At 57.3% G+C, this 8,105-nt stretch carries 7 protein-coding genes; all 7 read left to right on the forward strand.

Annotated elements, in window-relative coordinates:
- A partial coding sequence (locus HDF16_RS29730) for a VirB3 family type IV secretion system protein (RefSeq protein ID WP_184224517.1) occupies positions 1–258 on the forward strand: 258 nt, incomplete at its 5' end.
- Complete coding sequence (locus HDF16_RS29735) at positions 239–2,590, forward strand: VirB4 family type IV secretion system protein (protein ID WP_184224519.1); 2,352 nt, start codon at positions 239–241, stop codon at positions 2,588–2,590. The genes HDF16_RS29730 and HDF16_RS29735, both read left to right, overlap by 20 nt.
- A gap of 267 nt (positions 2,591–2,857) precedes the next feature.
- Entirely contained in the window at positions 2,858–3,694 is an 837-nt protein-coding gene (locus HDF16_RS29740) for a TrbG/VirB9 family P-type conjugative transfer protein (protein WP_184224521.1), read from the forward strand.
- On the forward strand, positions 3,694–4,983 hold the full coding sequence (locus tag HDF16_RS29745) for a TrbI/VirB10 family protein (RefSeq protein WP_184224523.1): 1,290 nt from the start codon (positions 3,694–3,696) through the stop codon (positions 4,981–4,983). The genes HDF16_RS29740 and HDF16_RS29745 overlap by 1 nt, the downstream gene beginning before the upstream one ends.
- Before the next feature lie 11 nt (positions 4,984–4,994).
- On the forward strand, positions 4,995–5,897 hold the full coding sequence (locus tag HDF16_RS29750; RefSeq protein ID WP_184224524.1) for a hypothetical protein: 903 nt from the start codon (positions 4,995–4,997) through the stop codon (positions 5,895–5,897).
- Positions 5,898–6,131: 234 nt separating this feature from the next.
- Positions 6,132–7,013 carry a hypothetical protein gene (locus HDF16_RS29755; RefSeq protein ID WP_184224526.1) on the forward strand — a complete coding sequence of 294 codons (882 nt, stop codon included), beginning with the start codon at positions 6,132–6,134 and terminating at the stop codon, positions 7,011–7,013.
- Between the two features lie 151 nt (positions 7,014–7,164).
- On the forward strand, positions 7,165–7,947 hold the full coding sequence (locus HDF16_RS29760; protein WP_184224528.1) for a VirB8/TrbF family protein: 783 nt from the start codon (positions 7,165–7,167) through the stop codon (positions 7,945–7,947).
- Positions 7,948–8,105 lie beyond the last annotated feature (158 nt).

Genomic DNA, 8,105 nt, shown 5'->3' on the forward strand with positions numbered 1-8,105 from the left:
AAGCGTGGAGAGCCACTGTCGATCAATCAAGCCCTCAACAAACCCCGGCAAAAGCTCGGATTGAGCTTGCCAATCTGGATGGGCATTGTGATTACTTCGATGCTGGCTCTCCTGCTTCGGTACTTCTTCCTCTCCATCCTGATCTTCATTTCGATCACCGCCGTCTGCTGGCTGATCGTTCGCAAACACCCAAAGATGTTCCAACTGTGGGGTCTGAGCTGGACCCAGAAGAGCTACTATGACCCGCGCAAACGCTAACCAGTGGTTCACCGATTCAGGGGCGGCGAACAGCATCATCCCGATCGCCCGGTTCGTCACGCCCACAATCTTCGCGACGAAGACGCGCGGCTACGGCATCCTTTGTGAAGTCGCAGGGGTCGACGAGGAAGGTCTCACAGACGCAGAGATCAACGCCAGGGTGCGAGCCGTCGAGACGGGCTTACGTGGCTTGGCCGAAGGGTCTTCGCTCTACCAATACATGCGGGTCACGTCCGGGTTCGACATTCCTAGACAGGCCCAGTACGCCGATCCCATCACGGAATCCTTTGTGGATCATCGCCTTAAGTTCTTGGCGAAGACGGCCAACTTTCGTCGCATCGACCTGCACTGGTGCCTGACCTTGGAACCGGAGCTTTCGAACCCGTTTGCGGCCAAGCCGAAGGCTCTGGCAGACGAAAACGACCGGCTGATACACCAGCTGCAAAAGGCCGCAGACATCCTCGAAACCCACCTGGGTAGCGTGATCGGGCTGAAGGTTCTAAACAAGGAAAGAGTCTTCAAGTTCTTCTGTGAGCTTTTCAACCTTGAAGAGTGGGCGGGCCATACGCCTTTGATCTCAGACATGGGAGTCGATCAGCAGATCGTGAACAGCGCGATCTCCTGGGAGAAAGATCATCTCCGGGTAGGGAAGCGCCATGTGCAGATGTTCTCGCTGACGAGCACGCCTGCAGCATCGCAACCCTGCCTCTACAACGGCATCACGAATCTGACCTGCGATAGCGTGCTCTGCACCACTTGGAGGCCGCAGTCGACATCGACCGTGCGTAAGGAGATCAGCGCCCAGGAGAAGTGGATTGACTTCTTCAAAGTCGGCATCTTTCAGCGGGTGATGGCGGGCAAGAACTTCGCCGCCCTCGACCAGGGAGCGGGCGCGAAGGCAGCGTCCGAAGGTGTCGATGATCTCGGCCTTGTCGTGAAGGATCTGAACAAGAAGGCACAGGGCAAGTACACCGTGACCCTACTGCTCTCGGCGAAGAGCGCCGAGGAGCTGAGGGAGAACGCGCCAGTGGTTCACCGGACGTTCGTGGACGCACAGGCGACGGTGATTGAGGAGACCATCGGGAACCTTTCCGCGTTCTATGCGATGTTCCCTTGCAACCACCGTTACAACGTCTTTCCCCTTTGGCTGGGCGAAGACCATCACGCCCGCCTCTCGCCTGTCTTTGCCCCGAACATCGGTCATCCGCTTTCTGACGATCTCGACAGCGAGTACCTGAATGTCTTCGAGACCCGGCAAGGCACGCCCTTCTTCCAGGATGCCTATGTGAACGGGGTGCGGGTGCAACTCACCATAGGACCCACGGGAACCGGTAAGTCAGTTCACACAAATCAGATGTTGGGTCTGGAGCGGAAATATAACGGATTTACCTACATTTTCGATGTCGGCAACAGCTACGAGAGCATGGTGGAATTATACGGCGGCAGGGTCGATCGCATCGGTCTGGACGGGCCGCGCGTCAATCCGTTCGCGCTGGAGCCGACCGAGAAGAACATCAAGTACCTCTACAACTTCGTCAAAATGCTCCTGACCAACGGTGGGGCCGTCCTCAGCCCCGAGGACGAGGACGCGGTGTTCAAAGAGGTGCAGGGCATGTACCTCATTGACCGGAAGATCCGCAGGCTCTCAAACCTGCTCCTTCCGAAGCATCTCAGCCGGTACCTTGCGAAGTGGGTTGGGCAGGGCGTGTATCACGCCATCTTCGACAATGTTGAAGACTCACTTAGTCTTTCGCGCATCCAGTGCTGGGATTTCGCGGGCGTCGCCAAAGACTATCCCGATCTTATCGAACCGCTGATGGTGTGGCTGCTGCGCCGGATCGATGACGTTGTGTATGACCCGAAGAACCTTGGCGTTCCCAAGCATGTCGTCATCGAGGAGCTCTTCTCAAACCTCAAGAACAAGCAGCTACTAGAGGGCGCGCTGGCCAGCATCAAGCAGGTTCGCAAGAATCTCGGCGGTGTGACCCTCATCGGCCAGTCCGCGACCGATCTTGGGGAGCACGCCGACAGCATCGTGAACTCCTGCACGTCGTTTCTGCTGCTGCCTGATGCAACGTTCAATCGCGATTTCTACGGCGAGCTGTTCAAGATGACCGAGCAGCAATTGAATCTCTTCGAGAGTCTGGGGCCGCGCGAAGGCCTGTTGATGCGCCGGGATGGAATCACGAAGGTGGTGACCCTCAATCTTGACCCTCGCAGCTATGCCATTTTCTCCACCAAGCCAAAGGATCGCGCCCGCCGAGGCCGCTTGATCGAGAAATGGGGTTTGGAGGAAGGCATTACCCGTTTCGTCGCAGGCGAAGACGGCTGATCGCCCCTACCCCGAGAGCTTGGCTATGGAAATGACAGGGCTATGGAAATCGATAAAGCTGTTTCACCTCGTTCCCACAGCCCTTTGGAAGACGGCGAAGCTGCTGCCGTCTCCCACATTGCCACAGCCAACGACGGCGCGGTTATCGGTTTCAGGAACAGAAGCAAAGACTAAACATTCCAACGTTTTGCAATTTTGCAATTTCAGCCAGACGAAACAAAGATTCCCCGCTACAGCCATCATCCTCAACCCATCAGGAGACGACCTATGAAGACCTCGCTCATCATCGCCGAAAGCGCATTGCTCGCGCTCTCCGCTTACGCCGTACCCGCGATCCACGCCCAACAGAAAGCCCCTCGTACGATCGAGGTCAATGCGACGGCGGCTCCTCCGATCATCCACGCCTGCCTCAACGCGTCGACTCTACTGGAGCTGCCCACCGAGGAGAAGGTCGCTACCGTCTTCGGTGGCAACACAGACGACTGGATCTTCAACGCCGGTCACGTCGCCAGCCGGTTCATCAGCGTGAAGCCGAAGGCGGCGGCTGCCAAGAGCAGCACGAACGTACACATCATCTCCGACCACGGTAACGACTACACCCTCGAATTGCGCGAGGTTTCGGCGGACCCGGCTGGAGGTTGCGACTCGACGGTGTTTCTGACGCAGACCGACAAGGAAGCCCAGAAGAAGATCGCCGAGGCTCCGGTCTTCATCCCAGCGGCAGAGGTGAAGGAGACAGAAGATCGGCTGGAAAGGGAAGTGGCCCAAGCCAAAGCGACCGCCGCAGCCGACGAGAAGACCGCCGAGACCGCCCAGGAGACGTACCAGAGCACGTATCCCAGCAGCCTCCACTTCGATTACCGATGGGATCAAGGCAAGGCCAGGGCGCTCGGCGTGCGCCAAATTTGGGATGACGGCAAGTTCACCTACCTCCAGGGCAAGTTCGAGGAACCCCCAGTCGTCTACGAGCTGAAGGACGGCAAAGGCTCCCTCATCAACTTCGATTTCGCGAATGGCCTCTACACCGTGCCCAAGCTTCTCCAGAACGGTTACGTCGCAGTCGGCAAATCCAAGGTTGAGTTCCACCGTCAGGAGGCCAACTAATGGGAACCGTCCCCGTCGTGCCATCAGGGAAGCCCCCCATCGGTAGAACTATGCCCATCGTCCTCGTGTTGACCGGGGCGGTCGTCCTCATCGGTGCTTCGACCGCTTACAACATGTTCACCGGAAACCATAAAAAAGAACCGGCGAAAAGCACGCTGCAATCGAGGCCATCCACCGCCGATACGCAGCAAGTGAACGGCTTCGAGAAACAGCAAGCCTTGATTCAGAAGAGCGACGCTGACAACGCCAAGCTCCAACAGTCGATCGCGAATATGGAGGCCCAGGAAAGGGGGATGCAGGCGCAGGAACGTGCTGCCCTCGCACCGCCTGAAGCCGATGGCACCGCACCCATGACCCCAGCGCAGAGTGCGGCGATCTACGGCACCGGCCCAAATGCCCCTCAGCAAACATCGGCCCAATCGGAAGCCCGGGCGCAGGCCAAGCAAAAGGCCGCAGAGCGTGAGAAAAAGCGGTTGGATGCACTCAACAGCGATACCGTGGCGGTCGACTTTCAAACCCACGAGGCGGGAGAGTCTCCTTCAGTAGCGGGACCGACCGTTGCATCGCCGACCGTGACCGGGCCGACGGTCGTAGCAAATCAGTCGATTGCCACGCAGGAGCCGGCGTCGTCCGAGGAGGCCTCCAGGCCCGATCAGAGGAAAGGCAAAGACCCGCTTGCTGCCTACGACTTCGATGTGTACGGCGGCAAACTCTACCGTGTCTTCGAGGGAACGGTCCTAGAAGGCATCATTACCAACCATGTCGACGGGGGCATGTCCGGGCCAGTTCTCCTCATGCTCACGACGGACTACTACTCGCATGACCGCCAGAACCTTCTCCTGCCCCAGGGAACGCGGCTTATCGGAGCAGTGGCAGCTGTCGGCAATCAGCAACAGCACAAGCTAGCCGTTGTGTTCCACCGTGCCGTCTGTCCAGATGGTTTCTCGATCGACATCGACAAGTACGCGGGCCTCGATCAAATCGGGACTACGGGCCTTGCCACCAACGTTGACCACGGCTATCTACAAGCGTTCGCCGCCGCTGCCGCCATCGGGGGCCTGGGAGGACTCGCGCAGATCGGCAACAACGGGAGCGTTCTAACCGCCGATAGCCAAATCCGCAACGGCCTCTCCTCGCAAACCAGCCAGGAGAGCGAGCAGATCCTCAATCACTTCCTCAATCGGCTGCCGATCATCACGCTCAAGGAAGGTTCTCGAGCGCGTGTCTACATCGGCAAAGACATCCTGATCCCCTCCTACGCGGAACATCGCGTCAACCCGACCCTCTAGGAGCATCCTGCATGAAGAAGTTCCTCAAAACCCTCAGTGTTGCACTCGCAAGCGGAGCCGCCACGCTCGCGATGGCGGTGCCAGCCCACGCGCAGTTCGGCGGTATCGTCTTGGATCCCACCCAATCCGCCCACGCCGTTCAACAGATCTACAACGAAGACAAAAGCCTTCTCAATCAGGCACAGCAGATTGCGTCCGGCTCTCAACGTAACCTCACACTCATCGAGCAGCTCAAGCAAGATGTCGCGATTGCCCAGACAGCACTGAATACCTACCAACAATCGGTGACCACCTACAACACGATCTTCAACAATTTGAAGTATTTCAACACGAAGCAGATCTGGCATACGGCGGAAAATGCCTTGCTCCACGGCTCCGTGCAGAACACGTACGGGGAGACCGCTGGCCTCCAGGCCCAGATGAACGGTCAATCCCAGAACTCGAGCTTGGTCTGGAAGATCATGAACCTTGCGATCTCCGGCACGTCGTCCAGCTTCTGGAGCCAGGAAGTGGTCGGGAACAGCCAAAGGCTCTCAACCCTCGCACACATTGAGGCGATGGACGCGGCATCAAGCCAATGCTTAGCCGCTTCCGGAGCCTACCAAGCCAGTCGAACCGCCAACCTGCAAGCCAACACAGCACTCAATACTTCGGTCTACGACACGAGCGACAACACGAACAGTGAAGTGGAACAGCTCAACTTGCTGAACATGCAGAATGCACAGCGCATGGAGGAGGAGCACGCACAAGGCCAGCTCCACGCCTGCATGGCGGCGCAAGCTGCGGTGACCAACATGGACAAGCGTAATGAGGCGTCGCTCACGCTCAACGACGCCAACTACAAGATCACCCAGCAAGCCAACAATCCTGCATATCTCGGCAACAGCTCGCAGACGTGGACCACGTACTACTGAGGCTGAAATGGATTCCGGATACATGGCACTGATTGCCCTTCTGCTCGTCGTGGTGCTGGGACTTCTCAGCACCGCCCTTTTCAACCGACAAAGAAAAGCCCGGCGCTCTCAGATAGCACTAGCACGCCTCAACGGGGCGCTCGCTGCCACACAGAACCTTTCACTGACCTTCGATCCGTACGACACCTCAGACGTTCCAGCACGGTCCACCCCAAAGCGAGCGAGAGTGACACCATGAATACACCGCCCCCAGTAGTTGATTGGCTCGGTCAGTTCACCCAAAGTCTGACCGATCTCACGTTGCAGAACGGTGGAGCCCTCTCGGACTTTGGCATGCTGCTGCTGACCTTCATCGCAACCATGATCCTGATCGGCATCGCTGTGCGGATGTCGTCCTGGTCGGCGCACTTCGGTGGCAATCGCTCGGTCAGCTTGGACGAACTCAGAACCTTCTTATTCCGCCTGCTGTTTTGCTGCGTGATCGAACACTACTGGGTTACGAACCTTCCTGGCGCGAACTTCGGTTTCAATCGCATGTTCAGCTACATCGCCGCCGCGATTTCACAAGTTCTCGATCACGCCCAGCTCAATCAGATGACCGCCCTGATCGCGGAGGCAGGGCAAAAAACCGACATGCCCGCCACGTTAGCCCCCATGGAATACATCTGCTACTACTACGTCCAAGCTCTTCTCGGCATAGCGTCAGGCATCATCTTCCTGATCAATTGCAGCGGTCTCATCTTCTATGCTGTCGCCGCCCTGTTTGGCCCATTGATGATCCCTCTCTACATGACCGAAACCTTTCACGGGAAGTTCCTTCACTTCGTTGAGGTGCTCCTGAGTTTGGCGATGATTCGGGCCGTGGCCGCCGCCTTCATCTACGTCTGGTCGCAGTTTCTTACAGGCTTCATGCACCAAACGTTTCAAGAGAACTACACCATCGCTAACTGGCTTGCCAACCTCATCCCGTTCACGACGATCTACATCGCGTTCATCCTCAATATGTTCCTAATCCCGAGCGTGACGCAAATGATGTTCGGAGGTGGGGCTGGGATTGCTGGAAAGATCGGCGAAACGGTAGAGAAGATCGGCGCATTCGTTGCGGCGGCAGGCTAGAGACAAATGTTCACCATCATGATGCTTTATCGTCGCGCACCTTTGCTGGGGAAGATCTTCATAATCGCGCTCTTTCTCCTTGTCTTTTTACGCGGTCTCGGCCTGTTTCAGACGAGCAAACCCAAGCCCCAGATCCAGGAGAGGAATTCAAGTGTCCACACACCTCGCAGTGCCCAGTAGTGCTCTCACTCCCCCACAGCATGTCGAAGCCGACAAGATCGCCAACCAGGTCTATTCGGCGCACTACAGCGAACGCAGCATGGCGAAGATTGCAATCGGTGCCTTGGGTATCCTCTCTGTCGTTCTCAGTGCCGCTTTGGTGATTGTTTCGCACCGTCCCGCCATCACCCGCTACGTCCGCATAGATGAGGCCGGGAGAGCACAGGCAATTCAATATAGCGATCTCAATTACAGCCCCCGCGAAGGCGAGATCCGCACCTACCTGACGGATTGGACCAACTACCGGCACACCATCAACCGGGAGACGATGGCGAAGAAATACCCCATGAACTATTACTTCCTCTCCGCACCTCTCGCCGGCCAGCTCATCCTCCAGGACAACAATAACCACCTCATCACGCAGGTTGTGAGCGGGATGGTTGAGCAGAGCGAGGTCCAGGTCAACAACGTGACGATCACGTCGATGACGACAGAGAAAATCGAGAACGCCATCGTGTCGCGTGGAACGGCGCTCGAAAGCTTCGACCTCATCTACTCACCGCGCACGTCGACCAAGCCCCGCACAGAGCACTGGATGGCCTCAATCACCTACTATCTCAACCCTGCTCAGGTGAGCGACCAGGCGAAGACGAATCCTCAGTACGAGACGATCAACCCTCTCGGTATGACGATCACAGAGTTTCATGAGAACCGGGTCTCGGTCGATCCGATCGTGGGTGACGGGTCGACGTTCCACCCGGCGGTGAAACAGTGAGCGTCCAGAGCGGATGGGAGAAGGTGCTACCGTTCTTTACCGAAGATCTACAGGCGCTGATTATGGACCCCACAATCAGCGAAATCATGATCAACGGAATCACCGGCGTGTATGCCGAGAAAAGCGGTGTGATCGAGCATATTCAGCTTCAGAACGAG

It is taken from the genome of Granulicella aggregans (assembly GCF_014203275.1).
Taxonomy (GTDB): domain Bacteria; phylum Acidobacteriota; class Terriglobia; order Terriglobales; family Acidobacteriaceae; genus Edaphobacter.